We start from the raw sequence: 18,394 nt of genomic DNA on the forward strand, positions 1-18,394 counted from the left end.
ATAGACGACGGTGGTTGTTCTGGATCTTTCGAAGTAGGACAATTGTCGGCTTCCCGACATCATCAGCGATATTGAATGGCCTTCCTCGCACTCGGTATTAACCACAAGACTGCCTCCGTAGACGTGCGCGAGCGCGTGGCGTTTACGCCAGAGCAGTTGGTTGAGGCCCTGCAGCAGCTCTGCCGGCTCACCGACAGCCGCGAAGCTGCGATCCTTTCGACCTGCAATCGCAGCGAGCTCTATATAGAGCAGGAACATCTTTCAGCGGATGTCGTGCTGCGCTGGCTGGCCGATTATCACCATTTGAGCCTCGATGACCTGCGCGCCAGCGCTTATGTGCATGAAGAGGATGCGGCAGTTCGTCACATGATGCGCGTGGCGGCCGGTCTCGACTCGCTGGTGTTGGGCGAACCGCAGATCCTCGGCCAGATGAAGTCCGCCTACGCCGTAGCGCGCGAGGCCGGCACCGTCGGCCCGTTGCTGGGCCGCCTGTTCCAGGCCACCTTCAATTCCGCCAAGCAAGTGCGCACCGACACGGCCATCGGCGAAAACCCGGTGTCCGTGGCCTTTGCCGCCGTGAGCCTGGCCAAGCAGATCTTCAGCGACTTGCAGCGCAGCCAGGCCCTGCTGATCGGCGCCGGGGAAACCATCACCCTGGTGGCCCGTCACCTGCACGACCTTGGCGTGAAGCGTATTGTGGTCGCCAACCGCACCCTGGAGCGCGCCAGCATTCTGGCCGAGCAGTTCGGTGCCCATGCGGTGCTGCTGTCGGACATTCCCGCTGAGCTGGTACGCAGTGACATCGTCATCAGTTCCACCGCCAGCCAATTGCCGATTCTGGGCAAGGGCGCGGTCGAGAGTGCGTTGAAGCTGCGCAAGCACAAGCCGATCTTCATGGTAGATATCGCCGTTCCGCGGGATATCGAGCCCGAAGTCGGCGAGTTGGACGACGTTTACCTCTATAGCGTCGATGATCTGCACGAAGTCGTCGCGGAAAACCTCAAGAGCCGTCAGGGCGCCGCCCAGGCCGCCGAGGAAATGGTCAGCACCGGCGCTGAAGATTTCATGGTGCGCCTGCGTGAACTGGCGGCAGTGGATGTGCTCAGGGCGTATCGTCAGCAGGGCGAACGCCTGCGCGATGAAGAGTTGCTCAAGGCCCAGCGCATGCTGGCCAACGGCAGCGGCGCCGAGGAGGTGCTGATGCAGTTGGCCCGTGGCCTGACCAACAAACTGCTGCACGCCCCTAGCGTCCAGTTGAAAAAGCTTACCGCCGAAGGCCGCCTCGATGCCCTGGCCATGGCCCAGGAACTCTTTGCCCTCGGTGAGGGCGCGTCAGACAGCTCTTCGGATAAAAAACCGCAATGAAAGCGTCACTGCTCAATAAACTGGATGTGCTCCAGGACCGTTTCGAAGAACTGACCGCCTTGCTCGGCGATGGCGAGGTCATTTCCGATCAAACCAAGTTCCGCGCTTATTCCAAGGAATACGCCGAAGTTGAGCCCATTGTGGCCACCTATAAAAACCTGCTGAAAGTTCAGGCCGACCTTGAAGGCGCCCAGGCCCTGCTCAAGGACAACGACCCGGACATGCGCGAAATGGCCGTGGAAGAAGTCCGCGAAGCCAAGGAAAAACTCGCCGAGCTTGAGGGTGACTTGCAACGCATGTTGCTGCCCAAGGACCCTAACGACGGGCGCAACGTGTTCCTCGAAATCCGCGCCGGTACCGGTGGCGACGAGGCAGCGATTTTTTCCGGCGACCTGTTCCGCATGTATTCGCGTTATGCCGAGCGTCGCGGCTGGCGCGTGGAGATCCTCTCTGAGAACGAGGGCGAGCACGGCGGCTATAAAGAAGTCATCGCCCGGGTCGAAGGCGACAACGTCTACGGCAAGCTGAAGTTCGAATCCGGTGCGCACCGCGTGCAGCGTGTGCCGGCCACCGAATCCCAAGGCCGTATCCACACCTCGGCGTGCACCGTCGCCGTGTTGCCTGAGCCGGACGAACAGGAAGCCATCGAGATCAACCCGGCGGACTTGCGCGTCGACACCTACCGCTCATCCGGTGCGGGTGGCCAGCACGTTAACAAGACCGACTCGGCGATCCGTATCACTCACTTGCCGTCGGGCATTGTGGTGGAGTGCCAGGAAGAACGCTCCCAGCACAAGAACCGTGCGCGGGCCATGTCCTGGTTGTCAGCCAAGTTGAACGACCAGCAGACCAGCGCCGCGGCCAATGCGATTGCCAGCGAACGCAAGCTGCTGGTGGGCTCCGGCGACCGCTCCGAGCGTATCCGCACCTACAACTTTGCCCAGGGCCGGGTTACCGACCATCGGGTCAACCTCACCCTGTACTCCCTTGACGAAATCCTCGCCGGTGGCGTGGATGCGGTGATCGAGCCGCTGCTCGCCGAATACCAGGCCGATCAACTGGCGGCGATAGGTGACTAAATGACCATCATTGCCAGCTTGCTGCGCGCCGCTGACATGCCCGACTCGCCGACAGCGCGCCTGGACGTGGAGTTACTGCTGGCCGCTGCCCTGGGCAAATCGCGCAGCTACCTGCATACCTGGCCGGAAAAAATCGTCAGCAGCGAAGATGCCCTGACGTTTGCCAGCTACCTGCAGCGCCGCCGCAGCGGCGAGCCGGTGGCGTATATCCTCGGCCAGCAAGGCTTCTGGAAACTCGACCTTGAAGTGGCTCCGCATACGCTGATCCCGCGCCCGGAAACCGAGCTGCTGGTGGAGGCTGCCCTGGAATTGCTGCCCGCCACGCCCGCCCAGGTCCTGGACCTGGGCACCGGCACCGGCGCCATCGCCTTGGCCTTGGCCAGCGAACGCCCGGCCTGGCAGGTCATGGCGGTCGACCGCGTGCTGGAGGCCGTGGCCCTGGCCGAGCGCAATCGCCAACGCCTGCACCTCCATAACGCCACGGTGCTGAGCAGCCATTGGTTCAGCGCCCTGCAAGGTCATCGCTTCGACCTGATTATCAGCAACCCGCCCTACATTGCCGACAATGACCCGCACCTGGTGGCCGGTGATGTGCGTTTCGAACCGGCCAGTGCGCTGGTGGCGGGGCACGATGGCCTGGACGATTTGCGCCTGATCATTGCAGAGTCTCCTGCTCACCTGAACGACGGCGGCTGGCTGTTGCTCGAACACGGTTACGACCAGGCCCAGGCCGTGCGCGACTTGTTGCTGAACCAGGGCTTTGACGGCGTACACAGCCGCATCGACCTCGGCGGTCACGAGCGCATCACCTTGGGGCGCCACCCGTGCTGACCGACCAGGAGCTGTTGCGCTATAGCCGGCAGATTCTGTTGCAGCATGTCGACATCGATGGCCAATTACGCCTGAAACAGAGCCGCGCGTTGATCGTCGGCCTGGGTGGCCTGGGCGCTCCGGTGGCGCTTTACCTGGCCGCTGCTGGGGTGGGCGAATTGCACTTGGCGGATTTCGATACGGTCGATTTGACCAACCTGCAACGCCAGATCATCCATGACACTAATAGCGTGGGGCAGACCAAGGTCGATTCGGCCATGGGGCGCCTGAAGGCGATCAACCCTGAAGTCACCCTGGTCGCCCATCGTGCTGCGCTGGATGCCGACTCGCTGGCCGCTGCGGTCAACGCAGTGGACCTGGTGCTCGATTGCAGCGACAACTTCTCTACCCGCGAGGCGGTCAACGCGGCCTGCGTAACCGCTGGCAAGCCGTTGATCAGTGGCGCGGCCATTCGCCTTGAGGGGCAATTGTCGGTATTCGATTCCCGTCGCGCCGACAGCCCCTGTTACCACTGTTTGTATGGGCACGGCAGCGACACTGAACTGACCTGCAGCGAAGCCGGCGTCGTCGGGCCGTTGGTGGGAGTGGTTGGCAGCCTGCAAGCGCTGGAAGCCTTGAAGCTGCTGGCCGGTTTTGGTGAGCCGTTGGTGGGACGCTTGTTGTTGATCGATGCGCTGACCACGCGTTTTCGCGAGTTGCGCGTCAAGCGCGACCCTGCCTGCAGCGTCTGCGGGACACAACATGGTTAAGGGCGCGCCTATCGGTGTGTTCGATTCCGGCATCGGCGGCCTGACGGTGCTGGAAGAAATCCAGCAGTTGTTGCCCCACGAGTCACTGCTGTACGTGGCGGACTGCGGGCACATCCCCTATGGCGAGAAAACCCCGGCGTTCATTCTTGAGCGTTCTCGCTCGGTCGCTGAGTTTTTCCGCGAGCGTGGCGCCAAGGCGTTCGTGATTGCCTGTAACACGGCAACCGTCGCCGCCGTCGCCGATTTGCGCCAGGACTACCCCGACTGGCCGTTGGTCGGCATGGAACCTGCGGTCAAACCTGCTGCGGCTGCCACGCGCAGCGGTGTGGTGGGTGTGCTTGCCACCACCGGCACCCTGCAAAGCGCCAAGTTCGCCGCCTTGCTCGATCGCTTCGCCACCGATGTGCGAGTGATTACCCAGCCGTGCCCAGGCCTGGTGGAGTTGATTGAAGCTGGCGACCTGAATAGCCCCGCCTTGAGCGCCCTGCTGCAAGGCTATATCGAGCCGCTGCTCAGCGCTGGTTGCGACACCATCATCCTGGGTTGTACTCACTATCCTTTCCTCAAGCCACTCCTGGCGCAGATGCTGCCCCCCAGCATCATCCTCATTGATACCGGCGCCGCCGTGGCGCGCCAGCTCAAGCGCTTGCTCGGTGAGCGCGACCTGCTGGCCGCTGGCGAACCTGAACCTGCACAGTTCTGGACCAGCGGCGACTTGTATCACCTAAGAAATATCCTACCGACACTTTGGAAACATCCTGGAGTTGTGCGAAGCTTTGGCTCGTGAAAATTTCGTGAAATAACACTGAAAAAAGCTGAACTTCTGGCTATGCGTCGGCTTCTATAGCCCGTTAGCCTGTACATAACCCAATTATTCCGTTTGCAAAGGACGTTTCACATGAAGCGCTTGTTCTGTTTGGCTGCGATTGCGGCCGCTATGTTGGGACACTCTGTTTCAGCCCAGGCCGCCGGCCTGGAGTTCGGCTTGGGCAGCACCAGCGATTCGACGCTGACCTACCGCCTGGGCCTGACCTCCGATTGGGAAAAAAGCTGGATGCAGAGCAATGTCGGCCGACTGACCGGCTACTGGAGCGGCGCCTATACCTATTGGGAAGGGGATGACCGTGCGGGCGCCAGCAGCCTGTCGTTCTCGCCGGTATTTGTGTATGAGTTTGCCGGCGAGTCGGTCAAGCCCTACATCGAAGCCGGTATCGGCGTGGCGTTGTTCTCCCGCACTCGGCTGGAAGACAACAACATTGGCCAGTCCTTCCAGTTCGAAGATCGCCTGGGTTTCGGCCTGCGGTTCAACGGCGGGCATGAAGTGGGCATTCGTGCCACGCATTATTCCAACGCCGGCATCAGCAGCAATAACGATGGGGTAGAGAGCTACTCGCTGCACTACACCATGCCGCTCTAACCTCAAGAACACTTGGGCCCCCTGTGGGAACGGGCTTGCTCGCGAAAGCGGTGTATCAGCTAGCACATACCTAGACTGACCCACCGCCTTCGCGAGCAAGCCCGCTCCCACACAAGCCCGTGATCATCACGCCATTCGGGGTCAGCGGTAGGCCGTGGTAATGCCTTCACGCTCTTCAAGGCATTCCGGTGCCCCCATCTCGAACTCCCGGCAAATCAGCGGCCGCCGCTCATAGATCGTGCACATCATCGTGTCGCGGTCCAACGCTGCGCACCAGCCGTCGTCCAGGCGCAGCATCACCTCACCGCCCCAATCGTCGGTATCGATAAAACGTTGCGGCACGCCAGTGTCGGTGATCAGCATGACTTCCAGCTGGCAGCAACAGGCCGCGCACGTCGAGCAGGTGACGGGTTCGGTGATTTGAATGTGAGGGATGTTGGTCATAGGCGCGCAGTGTAAGGCAAGTGCGCTAGACGCGTATGAATGCTCGGACGGGCGTCAATGCTTCAGCCTCTGCGCAATCCTGTGCAACAGCGGAAAGAGCATGGCCCATAACAGCGCCAGGCCGATCAGTGTTGGGATGGTGGCGTACCCAAAACTCACTCCCGCCAATTGGCTGCCGGCGTAATAAGACAACGGCCCGCCCACTGCGCCCAGCAGGCTGGCCAGCCACCAGGGCTGTGCGCTCCAGGCCAGGCAATGGCGCAAGGTGGTGGCCAGCAAGGCCCATAACAGTATCAGCCACAGCGGAATCAGTGGCCCCGGCGTATTGAACTCAAACACGCCAAGCCCACGTAATGCCGTATCGACCAGTGTGCCCAGCGTCGTTACGGCCAGAATCACTCGCCCCTCCCTGGCCCAGGAACTTATCCACAGCAGGTGCGCGCCCAGCGCCGCGATGCCGATCAACACCCAACGGCTGTCGCCGCCGAGCACGCAGGCGAACCAGCCGCACTGAAACAGCACGGCGTTGGCCAGGGATTTAAGCACTGAAACGTCCGAGCAGCGGTGGATTGATCGCCGCCGGTTTGGCCAGCAGCAACTGTGCGGTGCCGATGGTGCGCTCCATGAAGCCGCCTTCGCAGTAGCACAGGTAAAACTCCCACAGGCGCAGGAAGTATTCGTCATAACCCAGCTCCGCAAGACGGCCATGGGCGCGGCGAAAGTTTTCATGCCACAGGCGTAGGGTGCGGGCGTAGTGCAGGCCGAAGTCTTCCATGTGCAGCAGGTTCATGTCGGTGTCGCGGCTGACGATCTGCAGCATGTTTTGTACACAGGGCAGCGCGCCGCCGGGGAAGATGTAGCGCTGGATAAAGTCGACGCTACGCTTGGCCTGTTCAAAGCGCTGTTCACGAATGGTGATGGCTTGCAGCAGCATCAAGCCGTCGGGCTTGAGCAACTGGGCACATTGTTTGAAATAGGTGGGCAGGAAACGATGGCCCACCGCTTCAATCATTTCGATCGACACCAGTTTGTCGTACTCACCGGTGAGGTCGCGATAATCGCTCAGCAGCACCGTCACTTGGTCTTGTAGGCCCAGCGCCTCAATACGCTGCGCGGTGTAGGCGAACTGTTCCTTGGACAAGGTCGTAGTGGTGACCCGGCAACCGTAGTGCTGCGCGGCATACAACGCCATGCTGCCCCAGCCGGTGCCGATTTCCAGCAGATGGTCGCTGGGCTTGAGCGCCAGTTTCTGGCAGATGCGCGCCAACTTGTTCAGTTGGGCTTGCTCAAGGGTGTCATCAGGCGTGAGGAACTGCGCCGCCGAGTACATCATGGTGGGGTCGAGAAATTCTTCGAACAGGTCGTTGCCCAGGTCGTAATGGGCGGCGATATTTTTTTGCGAGCCTTTGCGCGTGTTGCGGTTGAGCCAGTGCAGGCCCTGGGTGAACGGCCGGGCCAGGCGAGCGAGGCCACCCTCCATGGCGTCGAGCACCTCCAGGTTGCTGACCATCACCCGCACCACGGCGGTGAGGTCGGGGCTGGTCCAGTAACCGTGGATAAACGCTTCGCCAGCGCCGATCGAGCCATTGGCGGCCACCAGGCCCCAAACCGCCGCGTCGAGAATCTGGATCTCGCCCAGCAGGTGCGCTTCCCGTGCGCCGAAGACTTGCCGCTCGCCATCCTCGATGATCACCAGTTGGCCATGGCGTAATTGGCTGAGCTGGCGCAACACGCCTTTGCGCAGCAGCGCAGCGGTCATGCCGTTGACGTTCAGGCGGTTAGCCTTGACCGATAAGCTAGGGGATTTCATGGTGGCGATCCTTGGTATACCCGACTGCGGTGCGAGAGGCGCCATCGGCGGCCTGATGGGAAAAAATCGGTGTGCGTTTGAGCAGCAAGCGCAAGGCTTGCCAGTAGATCGCAAGGCCGGTCTTGGCGGTCATCCAGGGAAAGCGCCACAAATAGCGATGCAGGCTGGCGCGGCTCAGTGCCTGTTTTTCCAGGCTCAAGGTGGCGTCGAAGACTTTTTGCGTGCCCTGCCAATCGGCCATATGCACGCCGAGCCTGGCGGCGGGTGGGCTGAAACTCATGCGGTATTCCAGGTCGCGAGGTAAAAACGGCGACACATGGAAGGCCTTGGCCACGGCGAAATGCTGGTGCTCGTCGGCGCCCAGTGCCTGGGCGGGCAGCACGTAGTGATAGCGCTCGCGCCATGGGGTGTTGGTCACTTCACACAGGATCGCGGCCAGTTGCCCGTCAGCCTCGAAGCAGTAGAAGAAACTCACCGGGTTAAAAGCCAGGCCCCAACTGCGGGCCTGGGTCAGCAGGCAGATAGCGCCCTGGGGTGTATGCCCCAGAGCCTTGCCGACTTCGTGGCGCACGGCATCGCTTAAGCTCATTCCGTGGCGCGTGAATTCACGCAGGTAATCCTGCTGGCGGAAACCGAAAGGCGCCAGGCGACCCGTGCCAGCCAGCGGCGAGAGCCCCAGTACTTCATCCTCTTCGCTGAGGTCCAGGTACAGCAGGCCGATGCGGTAGCGAAAGGCGTGGGCCTTGGGTGTAAACCGGCGATGGGCTATCCAGCCGCTGTACAGGGCGCTGTTCACAGGGTTTCCCCAAACGCCTGGGCCACGCGCAGGGCACTGACCACGCCATCTTCGTGAAAGCCGTTGGCCCAGTAGGCCCCGCAGTAAAAGGTATTGCGCACGCCGTTCACTTCTTCCCAGCGTGCCTGCGCCGCCACTGCGGCCAGGCTGTATTGCGGATGCGCGTAGGTGTAGCGCGCCAGGATCTTCAGCGGGTTGATCATCGGCGTCTGGTTGAGGCTGACGCAGAAGGTAGTGGCGCTGTCGATGCCTTGCAGGATGTTCATGTCATAGGTGACGGCGGCCTGTTGTTGCGTGTTGCCTGCCAGCCGGTAGTTCCAGCTGGCCCAGGCCAGTTTGCGGTCGGGCAGCAGGCGCGTGTCGGTGTGCAGCACCACGTCGTTGTCGGCGTAGGGCAGGGCACCGAGGATCTGTTGTTCGGCTTGGCTGGGGTCGTCGAGCAAGGCCAGGGCCTGATCGCTGTGGCAGGCGAACACCACGCGGTCGAAGGTTTCGCTGCCGGCCGGGCTGTGGATAACTACACCTTCGTCGCTGCGTTGCACTTTATGCACAGGGCAATTGAGCCGTATCTGTTCGCGAAAGTTGCGGGTCAGCGGCTCGATATAACGGCTGGAGCCGCCTTCGATCACGCACCATTGCGGGCGGTTGCTCACCGAGAGCAAGCCGTGGTTCTTGAAGAAGCGCACAAAAAATTGCAGGGGGAACTTGAGCATATCGGCCAGGGACATCGACCAGATAGCCGCGCCCATCGGCACGATGTAATGCCGGATAAACCTTGGGCCATAGCCGCCAGCGGTGAGGTAATCGCCCAGGGTCATGTCGGCGCTGATGCGCTGCTCCTGCAAGTCCAGCGGCGCCTGGCGATTGAAGCGCAGGATATCGCGCAGCATGCCCCAGAACCCCGGCGACAGAATATTGCGGCGCTGGGCAAACAGACTGTTGAGGTTGTTGCCGTTGTACTCAAAGCCGGTGCTTTGGTCGCACACCGAAAAGCTCATCTCGGTGGGTTTGAACCTGACCCCGATTTGCGCCAGCAAGCGGATGAAATTCGGGTAGGTCCAGTCGTTGAACACAATGAAGCCCGTGTCCACCGCATAGCTTTTGCCGTCGACCGTCACGTTGGCCGTGTGGGTATGCCCGCCAATGCAGTCACTGGCTTCAAACAGCGTAATGTCGTGGCGACGGCTGAGCAGGTAGGCGCTGGTCAGCCCGGCGATGCCGCTGCCGATAATGGCGATCTTCACAGGTCGTCCTTCTTCGGTGGCGGGCTGCGCAGCATGCGTTTGCCGATGATCAGTTGCGCGCGGTTGGGCAGCTTCGACAGCGGCCACAAGGTGGCAATGAACATGGCCGGAAAGGCGATTTCCAGCGGGCGTTTTTCCAGCTTGGCGAAGATGTGTTTCGCCGCTTTGTCGGCCGGCCAGCTCAAGGGCATGGGGAAATCATTGCGTTCGGTCAGCGGCGTGTCGACAAAGCCTGGGCTGATCACGGTGACATCGATGTTTTCCGGCGACAGGCCGATACGCAGGGATTCGAACAAGTAACGCAGGCCGGCCTTTGACGCGCCGTAGGCTTCGGCACGGGGCATGGGCAGGTAGGTCACGGCGCTGGCCACGCCCACCAGATGCGGGGTACGCCCGGCGCGCAACAGCGGCAGCGCGGCCTCGATGCAATAACTGCTGGCCAGCAGGTTGGTGCGCACCACGTGCTCGATGATCGAGGCGTCAAATTGCCGGGCGTCCACGTATTCGCAGGTGCCGGCGTTGAGGATCACGGTGTCCAGTGAACCCCAGACCTCGCTGATACGCTCACCGATCTCGCGCACGGTCTGGCTGTTGGTCAGGTCGCCGGCCACCACCAGCACCTGGCCTGGATAACGAAGGGCGAGGGCATCCAGCGGGCCTTGGGTGCGGGAACTGAGGGCCACGTGGGCGCCGCTGTCGAGCAACTCCACGGCCAGCGCGGCACCGATACCACTGCTGGCGCCGGTCAGCCAGTAACGACGGGGCGGTGTAAGGCTCATCCCATTCTCCTTTTCAGCCAACGAATAACGCGACCCAGTAGGGGGGCATGTTCATAGAGCAGGGCGCCGGCATCGAAATAGTCGCGATGGCGGTAAACCTTGTCGTGCCACATCAAATGGGAACAGCCTGGCACCTCGATCACCTGGCCGCCGGCCAGGCGTGGGTGACGAAAGCGCATAGTCCAGCGCAGGTAGCCTTCGCCTTCGGCCACGGTATCGAAGCCGTGGAAGTCAAAATCCAGCTGGCTGACGTTGCTGTACAAGTCGGCAAAGTAGCGCCGCAATGCGGGCAGGCCCTGGACTTCATGCAGGGGATCGGCAAAGGCGATGTCCTCGCTGTACAGGCTGCCAAGCAGGTGCAGGTTGTGCTTGTCCAGCGTGGCGAAGGTGTGGGCGAACTGGCGCAGGAAGTCACTCATGTTCGGCCATCTCCTGGCGCGAAGGCAGCCGGCGAAAAGCGGCCAAGGCACGCTCGCGGGACTGTTTCAAATCGACGATGGCACGCGGGTAATCCGCCACCCCGAACAGGCCGCCAGCCGCTTCGGGGTTGTGCACTTGTTTTTTATTCAGCGCGGCCAGCTCCGGTAGCCAGCGTTTGATGAACACGCCGTCGCCGTCGAATTTTTCCGATTGGCTCAGTGGGCTGAATATCCGGAAATACGGCGCCGAGTCGGTGCCGGTGGACGAACTCCACTGCCAACCGCCGTTGTTGGCTGCCAGGTCGCCATCGATGAGGTGGCGCATAAAGAAGCGCTCACCTTCGCGCCAGTCGATCAGCAGGTTCTTGGTCAGGAACATCGCCACCACCATGCGCAGGCGGTTGTGCATCCAGCCGGTTTCCAGCAGTTGGCGCATGGCCGCGTCGATGATCGGCAAACCGGTGCGCGCCTGTTGCCAGGCGGCCAAGTCTTCGGGCGCCTTGCGCCAAGCCAGCGCTTCGGTTTCCGGGCGAAACGCGCGGTGGCGGGAAACCCGTGGGTAGCCGACCAGGATGTGTTTGTAGAACTCGCGCCACAGCAGCTCGTTGATCCAGGTGATGGCGCCGATGTCGCCGCTTTCGAACTCGCCCTGGTTGGTTTGCAGCGCGGCGTGCAAGCACTGGCGCGGCGAAACCACACCGGCGGCCAGGTAGGCAGAAAGCTGACTGGTGCCGGGCTTGGCTGGGAAGTCGCGTTCGTCCTTGTAATAGCTGATCTGCTGATCGGCGAAAGCATCGAGGCGACGGCGCGCTTCGTCTTCGCCTGCGGGCCAGAGCGCACGCAAGGTTTCGCTGGGTGTTTGGAAACCTTCGACTGTCGTCGGCACAGGGTCGCTCTTCACGCCAAGTTCGGCCTGGGCCTTTGGCGTCGGCACCACGCGGGGCAGGGCGCTGTGCAGGCGGCTGTAGCAGACCTTGCGGAACTGGCTGAACACCTGGAAGTAGGTGCCGGTCTTGGTCAGCACGCTGCCCGGCTGGAAAAACAGCTGGTCCAGGTAGCTGTGGAAGGTCACGCCGTCCGCTTCCAGGGCCTGGGCCACGGCGCGGTCGCGGCGGCTTTCGTGAATGCCGTATTCCTCGTTGACGTGTACCGACTCCACCGACAGCTCGCGGCACAGTTGGCTCAACACCGTCGGCGCCTGGTCCCAGGTCGCTGCGTGGCGGATTAACAGCGGGATGTTGAGGTTGCCCAGTGCCTGGCTCAGGTGTTGCAGGTTGCGCAGCCAGAAATCGACTTTGCACGGTGCGTCATCGTGGGCCAGCCATTGCTCGGGTGTGATCAGGTAAACAGCCGCGACGGGGCCGCGCTGGCTCGCGGCAGCCAGGGCAGTGTTGTCGTGCAGGCGCAAGTCGGTGCGCAGCCAGATCAAATGCATTTAGACAATTCCACGCTGGATCAATAATTGATGGGCCGACAACAGGTCCTCGGCCACGGACAACTCAGGGATGTCTTGGGTTAATACGCCCAACTCGGCGTGGTGGATGCACACCGTTGGTCCGGCAATCACCGTGGGGCAACTAATGCCGCCCAACAGTTTGCTGAGTGCCGGCACCTGCAGGGCCTTGCTCGAATACAGCAGCACCGCACGCGGTTGCAGGTGTTCCACCGCCAAGGCCAGTTCGCCGACCGGCAGCGGCCAATCGAACACTTCCACCGGGCAATCGGCACTGCTGGCCAACCAGGCGCTGAGCCACAGGTGCGGTTCCAGGGGTAGGTCGGAATGATTGACCAGCAACAGCGGCGCGCCGTGGAGTTGGCGATTGTTGTGATAGATCCGTGCACCGAACTTGCTGCGCAACCAGGACAGGAAAAACACCCGCTCCATCTGCGCGCCGAACTGGCCTTGCCAGCGTTGTTCCAGCTCGTTGAGCAGCGGCAGCATCAGTTGCTCGCACAGGGTGCGCGGCGGGTACAGCGCCATGGCCTGGTTGAACGCGTCATCGACCCGGCGCTCGGCCAGTTCACTGATAGCACTCACCAAGTGCTGGCGCAGACTCTGCCACTCGTTTTCCATCGGCTCCGGGCTGCCTTGGGCGGAGTCGATCAGCCCCTTGACCTGGCTGACCGGCACGCCGCGATTGAGCCAGGTGAGGATGGCCTGGATGCGTTGCACATGTTCGGCGCTGAACAACCGATGCCCTTTGGGGGTGCGCTGGGGCACGATGAGGCCATAGCGGCGCTCCCACGCGCGCAGCGTCACCGCGTTCACGCCGGTCTGGCGCGCCACCTCGCGGATCGGCAGCCAGCCGTTTTCCAGGGCGTGGGCGAGGTCTTCGCCGGGTTCGTCGAGCAGGGCAGGTTTCATGGGTTAGATCGCATTACGCAGGCTGAGGTTTTCCGGGTGCGGTTGCAGGTAGGCCTGCTGCGCGATGTAGCGGTCCGGGTGTTGGCGAAAGTGGTGCTTGAGCAGGGTCAGCGGCACCACCAGCGGCACGATGCCGTGGCGGTATTGGCCGATAACGGTCTGCATTTCCTGTTTGTCATCGGCACTGATGGCCTGCTTGAGGTAGCCACTGATGTGTTGCAGCACATTGGTATGGGTGCCGCGCGTCGCGCATTTTTTCAGGCCCGCCATCAGTTCGCTGAAATAGCCGTCGGCCAACGCTGGCAGGTCAATGCCTTTGCCCATGCTGCCGAGCAAGTGGCCCAGGCTTTTGTAATGCGCCGGGCTGTGGGCCATCAGCAGGTACTTGTAGCGCGAGTGAAACGTCAGCAAGCGGTGACGGGTAAGCCCGTCGGCCATTAGTTGCTGCCAACTGGCGTACACGAATACGCGGGTGAGGAAGTTTTCCCGCAGCACCGGGTCGTTCAGGCGACCGTCTTCTTCCACCGGCAGGTTGGGGTGGCGAGCACAAAACGCCTGGGCGTAAATGCCGCGCCCGCCACCGTCAACAGGCGTGCCGTTGTCGCGGTACACCTTGACGCGCTCCAGGCCGCAGGACGGTGACTTTTGCATGAAGATGTAGCCGCACAGATCGGTGTGTTCCCGGGCCATTTGCTGGCCATAGTCGTCCAGTGGCTGCGTGACATTGAGCGCAGGGTTTACGCTGCCCACGGCCTGCGGATGGTCGGGGTCCCCGACCAGGCGGATCGCTTGCCGAGGAATGCCCAGGCCGATGGCAACTTCAGGGCACAGTGGGACAAAATCGAAATAGTCACTGAGGGTCTGGCTGCACAGCAGGGACTGTTTATGCCCGCCATTGAAGCGCACGTTCTCACCCAGAAGGCAGGCGCTGATGGCGATCTTCGGTTTCACATGGCTGGACATAAGCAAACCTCTGCAAGAATCCTGTACAAGCTAAAAATCTTGTACAACTAAATCTCATCATAGGCTCGATGTTGTACAAGTCAAATAATTTGTACAGGTTTGTGCGGGTGCGTTATTTCCAGCCGATTTTCCAGTCTTCAGCGTTTTTCAACGTCTCCCAGGGCAGGCGTTCGGCGCGCCGGGTGAGGACGGCCTGCAGTTCGATGTCCAGCACCGTGCCCTCGTCGTCACGGAACAACTCGGTGACCAAGAAGTGTTTTTCCTTGTGGCGCGGATGGGCTGCCGTCCATTTTGACAGCAGCAGTTTGGCGGGGTTGATGCGGTTCATTGCAGGTGCTCGATCAAGCGTCGCGCCGCTTCCTGGCCACTCAACCAGGCACCTTCCACCCGACCGGACAGGCACCAGTCGCCGCAGACGAACAAGCCCAGGTCGGCGTCGGCCAGCACACCGAACTCATGGCTGCTGGAGGGGCGTGCGTAGAGCCAGCGATGCGCCAGGCTGAACGACGGCGCGGGCATGGCGCTGTGCAGCAATTCGGCAAAGGCGCCGTGCAGGTGTTCGATCACCGCTTCCTTGGACAGGTCCAGATGGGCCTTGCTCCAGGCGCTGGTGGCGTGCAGCACCCAGGTGTCGAGGGTGGTGTCGCGCCCAGGCTTGCTGCGGTTGCGCGCCAGCCAGTCGAGGGGGCTGTCTTGCACGAAGCAGCCCTCCATCGGCGTATCCAGGGGCTTGTCGAATGCCAGGGCGATGGCCCAGGTCGGGTCCATCTTCACCCCGGCGGCGGCACTCGCCAGCTTGGGCGCGGCGGCCAGCAGGGCGGTGGCTTGGGGCGCCGGCGTGGCAATGATCACATGGCTGAAAGGGCCGTGATTGCCGCCGTCCGCGTCGAGCAGGTTCCAGTGCTGCGTGCCCTGGAAGACTTCGGTGATGCGGCAACCGAACTCCACTGGCAAGTCGTCGAGCAGGGCGCGAGTGATGGCGCTCATGCGCGGCGTGCCCACCCAGCGGATCTGCTCATCGGGGGAGGGCGTCAGTTGCCCGGACTTGAAGTTATACAACTGCGGCTTCCACTGCTCGGCCCAGCCGTTGCTCTGCCAGCGCTGCACTTCGTTGACGAAGCGGCGGTCGCGGGCGGTGAAGTATTGCGCGCCCATGTCCAGCGCGCCGGCGTCGCTGCGCTTGCTGGACATGCGGCCACCGCTGCCGCGGCTTTTATCGAAAAGTTGTACTGCGTGCCCGGCGTCTTGTAACGCTCGGGCGGCGGAGAGACCGGCGATGCCGGTACCAATGATCGCGATGGGAACAGTCATGGGAGGCCTCGTTCTACCGTTGGGTACAGACTACGCCGACACCAATAGCTGTACAATATTGTTTTTTGGTATAAGTTTTGGCGTGCCTGATTGTGTGGCGTGACCTATGGTTAAGCTAAGGCTTAAACCCCCGTCACGCTCCATTATCAAATTGATCCCTGCTTATAAAATAGACCAGTGAGCGGCGGCGAACGTTACATGAGGAGAGTCCCATGCATATTTTGCTGACCGGCGGTACCGGCTTGATCGGTCGCCAACTCTGCAAGCACTGGCTCGCACAAGGGCATCGCCTGACCGTATGGAGCCGGCAACCGGAAACGGTCGCCCAGGTGTGTGGTGCACAGGTGCTTGGGGTGGCGCGTTTGCAAGAGGTGATTGGCGCGGTGGACGCGGTGGTCAACCTGGCAGGCGCGCCTATTGCCGACCGGCCTTGGACCCACAAGCGCAAGGCGTTGTTGTGGAACAGTCGCATTCACCTCACCGAAACCTTGCTGGCCTGGATGGAAAGCCTGGAGCAGAAACCGGCGGTGCTGATCTCCGGTTCTGCGGTGGGTTGGTACGGCGATGGCGGCGAGCGCGAACTGACCGAAGCCAACGGCCCGGTGCAGGATGATTTCCCCAGCCAGTTGTGTATCGCCTGGGAGGAAACCGCCCAGCGTGCCGAAGCCCTGGGCATTCGCGTGGTGCTGGTGCGTACGGGGTTGGTGCTGTCTGCCGAGGGCGGCTTTTTGTCGCGCCTGCTGCTGCCGTTCAAACTGGCGCTGGGCGGGCCGATTGGCAATGGGCGGCAGTGGATGCCCTGGGTGCATATCAAGGATCAAATCGCCCTGATTGATTTTCTTCTGCACAAGCAAGACGCCAACGGTCCTTATAATGCCTGCGCGCCACACCCGGTGCGTAACCGCGAGTTTGCCAAGACCCTGGGCCAGGTGCTGCACCGCCCGGCGTTCATGCCGATGCCGGCATTTGCGTTGAAGGTTGGCCTGGGTGAGTTGTCCGGCTTGTTGCTGGGCGGGCAAAAGGCTTTGCCTGAACGGCTGCAGGCCGCAGGTTTCACTTTCCAGTTCACTGAGTTGCGTGCGGCTCTGGACGACTTGTCCAGCCGCCTCTAAAGATAGGATGTTGCATGACCGATCACGCGTTGTTACTGGTCAACCTGGGTTCGCCAAAGTCCACCTCCGTGGCCGATGTGCGCAGCTACCTCAATCAGTTCCTGATGGACCCTTATGTGATCGACCTGCCGTGGCCGGTGCGGCGCTTGCTGGTGTCGCTGATCCTGATCAAGCGCCCCGAGCAATCGGCCCATGCCTATGCGTCGATCTGGTGGGACGAGGGTTCGCCGCTGGTGGTTTTAAGCCGCCGCCTGCAACAGCAAATGACCGCGCAGTGGACCCAGGGCCCGGTGGAACTGGCGATGCGTTATGGCGAGCCGTCCCTGGAAACGGTCCTGACGCGCCTGGCCGCCCAGGGTATTCAAAAAATCACACTGGCGCCGTTGTACCCGCAGTTTGCCGACAGCACCGTGACTACGGTGGTAGAGGAAGCCAAGCGAGTGGTGCGCGACAAGCAACTGAATGTGCAGTTTTCGATCCTGCAACCGTTCTACGATCAGCCTGAGTACCTGGATGCGCTGGCGGCGAGTGTGCGCGCTTATGTGGAGCAGGATTACGATCACTTGCTGCTCAGTTTCCATGGTTTGCCTGAGCGTCACCTGACCAAGCTCGACCCCACGGGCCAGCACTGCTTCAAGGACGCCGATTGCTGCAAGAATGCATCCCCCGAGGTGCTTGCCACTTGTTATCGCGCGCAGTGCTTCAGCGTGGCGCGGGACGTGGCCGCGCGGTTGGGTTTGCCGGAGGGTAAGTGGTCGGTGGCGTTCCAGTCCCGCCTGGGGCGGGCCAAGTGGATCGAACCCTACACCGAGGCGCGCCTTGAGGCATTGGCGCAGCAAGGCGTGAAGAAGCTGTTGGTGATGTGCCCGGCGTTTGTCGCCGATTGCATTGAGACGTTGGAGGAAATTGGTGATCGCGGTCGCGACCAATTTCGTGAAGCGGGGGGCGAGGAGTTGGTGTTGGTGCCTTGTCTGAATGATGAGCCGCAGTGGGCGGCGGCGCTTAATACACTGTGCGAACGGGCGCCGGTTTCATTGTAATCGAGCCCTGCGGTGAGCCAGTTGTGGGAGCTGGCTTGCCTGCGATGGCGGCCTGACAGCCGACGCCCAGCTACCTGACACCCCAACGATCCTAGTGTGGGAGCTGGCTTGCCTGCGATGGCGGCCTGCCAGCCGACGCCCAGCTACCTGACCCCCAACGATCCTAGTGTGGGAGCTGGCTTGCCTGCGATGGCGGCCTGCCAGCCGACGCCCAGCTACCTGACACCCCAACGATCCTAGTGTGGGAGCTGGCTTGCCTGCGATGGCGGCCTGCCAGCCGACGCCCAGCTACCTGACCCCCAACGATCCTAGTGTGGGAGCTGGCTTGCCTGCGATGGCGGCCTGCCAGCCGACGCCCAGCTACCTGACACCCCAACGATCCTAGTGTGGGAGCTGGCTTGCCTGCGATGGCGGCCTGACAGCCGACGCCCAGCTACCTGACACGACAACGATCCTACTGTGGGAGCGGGCTTGCTCGCGAAGGCGGCCTGGCAGGCGACACTGTTATCCGTGTACATATCCATTCCTGCGGTAACGGCCACTTAGGGTTCCGCTCTGACAGCGGGTCACTTTTGGAAGGACCCAAAAGTAACCAAAAGGTCCTCGCCCCACCACTCGGCACCTCGCTTAGGCTCGGTGTGCCCGTAATCCGCCAGTGATTTGGGGGGCC

Annotated in this window: 20 protein-coding genes; 8 read left to right on the plus strand and 12 right to left on the minus strand. The window is 61.9% G+C overall.

Annotated elements, in window-relative coordinates; genetic code table 11:
- Positions 1 to 75: 75 nt before the first annotated feature.
- From hemA to MF6394_RS29460, 6 genes are all read left to right on the plus strand, one after another.
- Entirely contained in the window at positions 76 to 1,365 is a 1,290-nt protein-coding gene (hemA, locus tag MF6394_RS29435) for a glutamyl-tRNA reductase (protein ID WP_078468091.1), read from the plus strand.
- Positions 1,362 to 2,444 carry a peptide chain release factor 1 gene (gene prfA / locus MF6394_RS29440; protein WP_044271404.1) on the plus strand — a complete coding sequence of 361 codons (1,083 nt, stop codon included), beginning with the start codon at positions 1,362 to 1,364 and terminating at the stop codon, positions 2,442 to 2,444. The genes hemA and prfA overlap by 4 nt, the downstream gene beginning before the upstream one ends.
- The gene (prmC, locus tag MF6394_RS29445; protein ID WP_078468092.1) at positions 2,445 to 3,275 is read left to right on the plus strand and encodes a peptide chain release factor N(5)-glutamine methyltransferase; all 831 of its coding nucleotides are present in this window, start codon (positions 2,445 to 2,447) and stop codon (positions 3,273 to 3,275) included.
- Positions 3,269 to 4,024 carry a molybdopterin-synthase adenylyltransferase MoeB gene (locus MF6394_RS29450; protein WP_078468093.1) on the plus strand — a complete coding sequence of 252 codons (756 nt, stop codon included), beginning with the start codon at positions 3,269 to 3,271 and terminating at the stop codon, positions 4,022 to 4,024. Before prmC ends, MF6394_RS29450 begins: the two co-directional genes overlap by 7 nt.
- Positions 4,017 to 4,811, plus strand: coding sequence for a glutamate racemase (murI, locus tag MF6394_RS29455; RefSeq protein WP_044271411.1), 795 nt, complete (start codon positions 4,017 to 4,019; stop codon positions 4,809 to 4,811). Before MF6394_RS29450 ends, murI begins: the two co-directional genes overlap by 8 nt.
- A gap of 111 nt (positions 4,812 to 4,922) precedes the next feature.
- Complete coding sequence (locus tag MF6394_RS29460) at positions 4,923 to 5,441, plus strand: acyloxyacyl hydrolase (RefSeq protein ID WP_078468094.1); 519 nt, start codon at positions 4,923 to 4,925, stop codon at positions 5,439 to 5,441.
- 141 nt (positions 5,442 to 5,582) lie between these two features.
- Here MF6394_RS29460 and MF6394_RS29465 read toward each other — a convergent pair whose 3' ends face one another.
- The 12 genes from MF6394_RS29465 to MF6394_RS29520 form a co-directional block, all read right to left on the minus strand.
- Positions 5,583 to 5,885: a YkgJ family cysteine cluster protein gene (locus MF6394_RS29465; RefSeq protein WP_078468095.1), complete on the minus strand. Its 303-nt coding sequence runs from the start codon at positions 5,883 to 5,885 to the stop codon at positions 5,583 to 5,585.
- A gap of 54 nt (positions 5,886 to 5,939) precedes the next feature.
- Positions 5,940 to 6,431, minus strand: a complete 492-nt coding sequence (locus MF6394_RS29470; RefSeq protein WP_078468096.1) for a DUF2878 domain-containing protein — start codon at positions 6,429 to 6,431, stop codon at positions 5,940 to 5,942.
- Complete coding sequence (locus tag MF6394_RS29475) at positions 6,424 to 7,695, minus strand: SAM-dependent methyltransferase (protein ID WP_020302482.1); 1,272 nt, start codon at positions 7,693 to 7,695, stop codon at positions 6,424 to 6,426. The genes MF6394_RS29470 and MF6394_RS29475 overlap by 8 nt, the downstream gene beginning before the upstream one ends.
- Positions 7,682 to 8,491: a DUF1365 domain-containing protein gene (locus MF6394_RS29480; protein ID WP_047712549.1), complete on the minus strand. Its 810-nt coding sequence runs from the start codon at positions 8,489 to 8,491 to the stop codon at positions 7,682 to 7,684. Before MF6394_RS29480 ends, MF6394_RS29475 begins: the two co-directional genes overlap by 14 nt.
- Positions 8,488 to 9,735: an NAD(P)/FAD-dependent oxidoreductase gene (locus MF6394_RS29485; protein WP_078468097.1), complete on the minus strand. Its 1,248-nt coding sequence runs from the start codon at positions 9,733 to 9,735 to the stop codon at positions 8,488 to 8,490. The genes MF6394_RS29480 and MF6394_RS29485 overlap by 4 nt, the downstream gene beginning before the upstream one ends.
- Complete coding sequence (locus MF6394_RS29490) at positions 9,732 to 10,514, minus strand: SDR family NAD(P)-dependent oxidoreductase (RefSeq protein WP_032893651.1); 783 nt, start codon at positions 10,512 to 10,514, stop codon at positions 9,732 to 9,734. The genes MF6394_RS29485 and MF6394_RS29490 overlap by 4 nt, the downstream gene beginning before the upstream one ends.
- The gene (locus MF6394_RS29495) at positions 10,511 to 10,933 is read right to left on the minus strand and encodes a nuclear transport factor 2 family protein (RefSeq protein WP_078468098.1); all 423 of its coding nucleotides are present in this window, start codon (positions 10,931 to 10,933) and stop codon (positions 10,511 to 10,513) included. Before MF6394_RS29495 ends, MF6394_RS29490 begins: the two co-directional genes overlap by 4 nt.
- Complete coding sequence (gene phrB, locus MF6394_RS29500; RefSeq protein ID WP_069557898.1) at positions 10,926 to 12,368, minus strand: deoxyribodipyrimidine photo-lyase; 1,443 nt, start codon at positions 12,366 to 12,368, stop codon at positions 10,926 to 10,928. Before phrB ends, MF6394_RS29495 begins: the two co-directional genes overlap by 8 nt.
- Positions 12,369 to 13,298 (minus strand): MerR family transcriptional regulator, encoded by a 930-nt coding sequence (locus MF6394_RS29505; RefSeq protein WP_047712553.1) that lies wholly within the window; start codon positions 13,296 to 13,298, stop codon positions 12,369 to 12,371.
- 3 nt (positions 13,299 to 13,301) lie between these two features.
- Positions 13,302 to 14,261 carry a YbgA family protein gene (locus tag MF6394_RS29510; protein ID WP_003188379.1) on the minus strand — a complete coding sequence of 320 codons (960 nt, stop codon included), beginning with the start codon at positions 14,259 to 14,261 and terminating at the stop codon, positions 13,302 to 13,304.
- A gap of 112 nt (positions 14,262 to 14,373) precedes the next feature.
- Positions 14,374 to 14,589 (minus strand): TIGR02450 family Trp-rich protein, encoded by a 216-nt coding sequence (locus tag MF6394_RS29515; protein WP_044271430.1) that lies wholly within the window; start codon positions 14,587 to 14,589, stop codon positions 14,374 to 14,376.
- Positions 14,586 to 15,572 (minus strand): NAD(P)/FAD-dependent oxidoreductase, encoded by a 987-nt coding sequence (locus MF6394_RS29520; RefSeq protein ID WP_044271431.1) that lies wholly within the window; start codon positions 15,570 to 15,572, stop codon positions 14,586 to 14,588. The genes MF6394_RS29515 and MF6394_RS29520 overlap by 4 nt, the downstream gene beginning before the upstream one ends.
- Before the next feature lie 212 nt (positions 15,573 to 15,784).
- Here MF6394_RS29520 and MF6394_RS29525 point away from each other — a divergent pair, with 212 nt between their 5' ends.
- Both MF6394_RS29525 and hemH read left to right on the plus strand, forming a co-directional pair.
- A complete protein-coding gene (locus tag MF6394_RS29525) occupies positions 15,785 to 16,684 on the plus strand; it encodes a TIGR01777 family oxidoreductase (protein ID WP_078468099.1) in 900 nt (299 codons plus the stop codon).
- Positions 16,685 to 16,698: 14 nt separating this feature from the next.
- Complete coding sequence (gene hemH / locus MF6394_RS29530) at positions 16,699 to 17,724, plus strand: ferrochelatase (protein ID WP_078468100.1); 1,026 nt, start codon at positions 16,699 to 16,701, stop codon at positions 17,722 to 17,724.
- Positions 17,725 to 18,394: the final 670 nt, after the last annotated feature.

Origin of the sequence: Pseudomonas sp. MF6394 (genome assembly GCF_002018845.1) — a bacterium.
GTDB classification, from domain to species: Bacteria; Pseudomonadota; Gammaproteobacteria; order Pseudomonadales; family Pseudomonadaceae; genus Aquipseudomonas; species Aquipseudomonas lactis.

Coding starts and splice junctions, on each gene's coding strand:
- MF6394_RS29525 (WP_078468099.1), top strand. CDS start 15,785: ATGCATATTTTGCTGACCGGCGGTACCGGCTTGATCGGTCGCCAACTC.
- MF6394_RS29510 (WP_003188379.1), bottom strand. CDS start 14,261: ATGTCCAGCCATGTGAAACCGAAGATCGCCATCAGCGCCTGCCTTCTG.
- MF6394_RS29460 (WP_078468094.1), top strand. CDS start 4,923: ATGAAGCGCTTGTTCTGTTTGGCTGCGATTGCGGCCGCTATGTTGGGA.
- murI (WP_044271411.1), top strand. CDS start 4,017: ATGGTTAAGGGCGCGCCTATCGGTGTGTTCGATTCCGGCATCGGCGGC.
- MF6394_RS29475 (WP_020302482.1), bottom strand. CDS start 7,695: ATGAAATCCCCTAGCTTATCGGTCAAGGCTAACCGCCTGAACGTCAAC.
- prmC (WP_078468092.1), top strand. CDS start 2,445: ATGACCATCATTGCCAGCTTGCTGCGCGCCGCTGACATGCCCGACTCG.
- MF6394_RS29495 (WP_078468098.1), bottom strand. CDS start 10,933: ATGAGTGACTTCCTGCGCCAGTTCGCCCACACCTTCGCCACGCTGGAC.
- hemH (WP_078468100.1), top strand. CDS start 16,699: ATGACCGATCACGCGTTGTTACTGGTCAACCTGGGTTCGCCAAAGTCC.
- MF6394_RS29505 (WP_047712553.1), bottom strand. CDS start 13,298: ATGAAACCTGCCCTGCTCGACGAACCCGGCGAAGACCTCGCCCACGCC.
- hemA (WP_078468091.1), top strand. CDS start 76: ATGGCCTTCCTCGCACTCGGTATTAACCACAAGACTGCCTCCGTAGAC.
- prfA (WP_044271404.1), top strand. CDS start 1,362: ATGAAAGCGTCACTGCTCAATAAACTGGATGTGCTCCAGGACCGTTTC.
- MF6394_RS29520 (WP_044271431.1), bottom strand. CDS start 15,572: ATGACTGTTCCCATCGCGATCATTGGTACCGGCATCGCCGGTCTCTCC.
- MF6394_RS29515 (WP_044271430.1), bottom strand. CDS start 14,589: ATGAACCGCATCAACCCCGCCAAACTGCTGCTGTCAAAATGGACGGCA.
- MF6394_RS29490 (WP_032893651.1), bottom strand. CDS start 10,514: ATGAGCCTTACACCGCCCCGTCGTTACTGGCTGACCGGCGCCAGCAGT.
- MF6394_RS29465 (WP_078468095.1), bottom strand. CDS start 5,885: ATGACCAACATCCCTCACATTCAAATCACCGAACCCGTCACCTGCTCG.
- phrB (WP_069557898.1), bottom strand. CDS start 12,368: ATGCATTTGATCTGGCTGCGCACCGACTTGCGCCTGCACGACAACACT.